Source organism: Aeromicrobium sp., from assembly GCF_036675695.1.
Classification (GTDB): Bacteria; Actinomycetota; Actinomycetes; order Propionibacteriales; family Nocardioidaceae; genus Aeromicrobium.
In genome coordinates, this window is sequence record NZ_JAKFEL010000021.1 from 1 (window position 1) to 3050 (window position 3050).

Annotated in this window: 4 protein-coding genes and 1 tRNA gene; 1 reads left to right on the plus strand and 4 read right to left on the minus strand. The window is 64.3% G+C overall.

Annotated features, from left to right (window positions below):
* The 4 genes from V6M39_RS01110 to V6M39_RS01125 all read right to left on the minus strand — a co-directional run.
* On the minus strand, positions 1-497 hold a 497-nt coding region (locus tag V6M39_RS01110; protein ID WP_332641809.1), incomplete at its 3' end, for a glycine betaine ABC transporter substrate-binding protein.
* Between the two features lie 28 nt (positions 498-525).
* Entirely contained in the window at positions 526-1203 is a 678-nt protein-coding gene (locus V6M39_RS01115; protein ID WP_332641810.1) for an ABC transporter permease, read from the minus strand.
* Positions 1200-1883 carry an ABC transporter permease gene (locus tag V6M39_RS01120; RefSeq protein ID WP_332641811.1) on the minus strand — a complete coding sequence of 228 codons (684 nt, stop codon included), beginning with the start codon at positions 1881-1883 and terminating at the stop codon, positions 1200-1202. The genes V6M39_RS01115 and V6M39_RS01120 overlap by 4 nt, the downstream gene beginning before the upstream one ends.
* On the minus strand, positions 1880-2689 hold the full coding sequence (locus V6M39_RS01125; protein WP_332641812.1) for an ABC transporter ATP-binding protein: 810 nt from the start codon (positions 2687-2689) through the stop codon (positions 1880-1882). The genes V6M39_RS01120 and V6M39_RS01125 overlap by 4 nt, the downstream gene beginning before the upstream one ends.
* Positions 2690-2976: 287 nt before the next feature.
* On the opposite strand from V6M39_RS01125, the gene V6M39_RS01130 reads away from it, so the two are divergent.
* Positions 2977-3050 (plus strand) — tRNA-Asp (locus V6M39_RS01130).

A 3050-nucleotide genomic window follows, 5' to 3' on the forward strand; every position in this document is an offset into this window, starting at 1 on the left:
CCGAGCTTGAGATCCTTGACTCCCTTGAGATCAGCGATCGTCTTGAGGTTGTTCTTGGCTGCGAAGTCCGCGGTGACGTTGAGCGAGTCCTTGTCCTCCGCCGCTGACGCGTCGAGCGCCTCGAGCGAGTCGGGCAGGGCATTGTCGAGCGCATCCTCAATGTCTTCCGCCGAGGTGGCGGTCGCCTCCGGGTCGAAGTAGGTCAGCAAGTTGCCTGAGTACTCCGGTACGAGGTCGATCTCACCGTTTTCCAAGGCCTTGATGTAGACCTCGCGGGCGCCGATGTTGAGCTTCTTCTCGACCTTGACTCCTTCAGCCTCCAGTGCCTGGGCGTAGATCTCGGCAAGGATCTCGTTCTCCGGGAACGCTGCCGATCCGACGGTGATCGTGTCGGATGCCGACGCGTCTCCGTCGGTCGGGTCGTCACTGCCGCAGGCGGTCAGCGACAAGCCGAGTGCTGCGGCAGCCAAGGCCGCACTGATCTTCTTGATGGTCATGTTCTCTCTCTTCTTCATAAGGGGTGGGTCATGCGTGGGAGGGATGAGTCTTGGGGCGGCGGCCGAGAGCGATTCCTTGCAACGCGGCGAAGACGGCGTCGAGGGCGAGGGCGAGGGCGATCACCAGGACCGAGCCTCCGGCCATCTGTGCGTAGTCGCTCACTGCCTGACCGTCGATCAGGTAGCGACCCAGGCCGCCGAGGCCCACGTACGCGGCGACTGTCGCCGTGGCGACCACCTGCAGCACGGCCGATCGGATGCCACCGACGATGATTGGCAGCGCCAGAGGGACCTCGACCTTGCTGAGGATCTGCCACTCGTTCATCCCCATGGCACGCGCCGCGTCGATGGTCTGTCGATCAACCGACTCGATACCCGCGTACGCGCCAGCCAGCAACGGGGGCACGGCCAGGATCACCAGCGCCACCAATGGGGCGGTCAGTCCGATGCCGAGGTAGAGCGCAATTGCGGTCAGCAGGCCCAAAGTCGGGAGTGCTCGCATCGCGCCGGTCAGTCCGACAGCGAAGGATCGGAACCGCCCTGTGTGACCAATCCACAACCCGATCGGGATGGCGATCACGCCAGCAATGGCGATCGTCTCGGCCGTGTAGCCAAGGTGCTCGACCAAGCGGTTGGGCACACCGTCGTCGCCACTCCAGTGCGTGGAGTCGCTCAGCCAGTCGATGGTGTCGGACACAACGCTCATGTCATCACCTTGAGCGACAAGCGGCGGCGAATCGGACCCGGCTGACGATCAGAACCGGCCCACGGCATGAGCAGTCGGCCGACGAGGTTGAGGAGCAGGTCGAACAGGACTGCGAGCATGACGATGGCGAGGATTCCGACGGTGATCTCGGTCATGAAGTCACGCCGGAACCCGTCGGTGAACAGAGATCCCAGGTTGCTCACGCCGACGAGCGTGGCCACGCTCAACATGCTGACGGTGCTGACCGAGACGACCCGCAGCCCCGCCAGGAGGACAGGGCCGGCCAGAGGCAGCTCCACCCGGAATACCCGCTGTGCGCGCGAGAACCCCGCAGCAGAGGCGGCGTCGAGCACAGCCGGAGAGACAGATCCGAACGCGTCGGAGGCTGTACGCACCATGACCGCTGCCGCATACGTCGACAGGGCCACGATCACGTTGATCACGCTGAGGAATCCGGTACCAAGGAGTCCAGGAAGCAGCACGAAGGCTGCGATCGAGGGGATCGTGTAGAGGATCCCGACGAGTGCGACAGACGCTCCACGGATCCGAGGATGCTCGTTCGCGTACCAGCCGATCGGCAGAGAGACTGCGAAGCCGATCAGCGTCGAGACGGCGCTGATCCACGCGTGCCGTACGAACAGCTCGCGGACCAGATCGAAGTTGTCGAGGAACCAGGTCACTCCAGCACCCCGGTCGCCTTGCCGGTCCCGTCGACGACCACCTTCACGCCTTCGCGCTCTTCGACATGAAGGGCGCGTCTGCCCTTGTCGAGCCCGACGAAGCTGCGTACGAAGTCGTCGGCTGGCTTGGCGATGATCTCGGCGGGTGTGCCCACCTGAGCGACCACGCCGCCCTTCTTGAGAATGACCACCTGGTCGCCAAGGAGGAATGCCTCCTCGATGTCGTGGGTGACGAACACGATCGTCTTGTCGAGCTCACGCTGCAGGCGCAGGAGCTCCTGCTGAAGCTCGTCACGGACGATCGGGTCGACGGCGCCGAACGGCTCGTCCATCAGGAGGATGTTGGGGTCGGCGACCAGACCGCGCGCCACACCCACGCGCTGCTGCTGCCCGCCGGAGAGCTGCGTCGGATACTTCGTTGCAACTGAGGCGTCGAGGCCAACGGTCTCCAGCACCGCGTACGAACGCTCGCGCGCCTCCTTCTTGTCCACCCCGTTGAGCCGCAGCACTGTGCCCACGTTGTCGATCACGCTGCGATGCGGAAGGAGACCGGCGTGCTGCATCACGTAACCGATGCTGCGGCGCAGCTGGACTCGGTTGCGGGTCGCGATGTCGACGTCGTCGATCAGCACCTGACCGGCGGACGGCTCCACCATCCGGTTGACCATGCGGAGGAGAGTCGTCTTGCCACACCCCGACGATCCGACGAACACGGTGGTGGTCCGTGAAGGGAGAACGAGGCTGAAGTCGCTCACCGCTTCCGTCCCGTCAGCGAACGTCTTGCTGATGGAGCGGTATTCGATCATGCGGTCCTCCGCGTGGCGCACAGTGTGGGCAAGGGCGTTGGTAGGCAATCAACAGACTCGGGACAGTCTTGCCCGAACCTGCCAGGTCGGCAACGCAAATCAGGATTCACGCCTTTGCGATGATTGCGGTCGCCTACGACAGAAACCCACAAACGCGCATCCTGATTCCCGATGCCAGGCGATTGTTCGGGAGCCGAATCCGACCTGCAAGCGCACGCCAACCCGTTTTGTTTCGTCGACCGCCGGTGCGTTACAGTTGCGTCTGCTCCTTCGCGGAGTTGCCACGAGGCCCCGTGGCGCAGTTGGTTAGCGCGCCGCCCTGTCACGGCGGAGGTCGCCGGTTCGAGTCCGGTCGGGGTCG

Excerpts from the sequence above, each read along its gene's own strand:
- V6M39_RS01115 (WP_332641810.1), bottom strand. The coding sequence starts at position 1,203 with ATGAGCGTTGTGTCCGACACCATCGACTGGCTGAGCGACTCCACGCAC.
- V6M39_RS01125 (WP_332641812.1), bottom strand. The coding sequence starts at position 2,689 with ATGATCGAATACCGCTCCATCAGCAAGACGTTCGCTGACGGGACGGAA.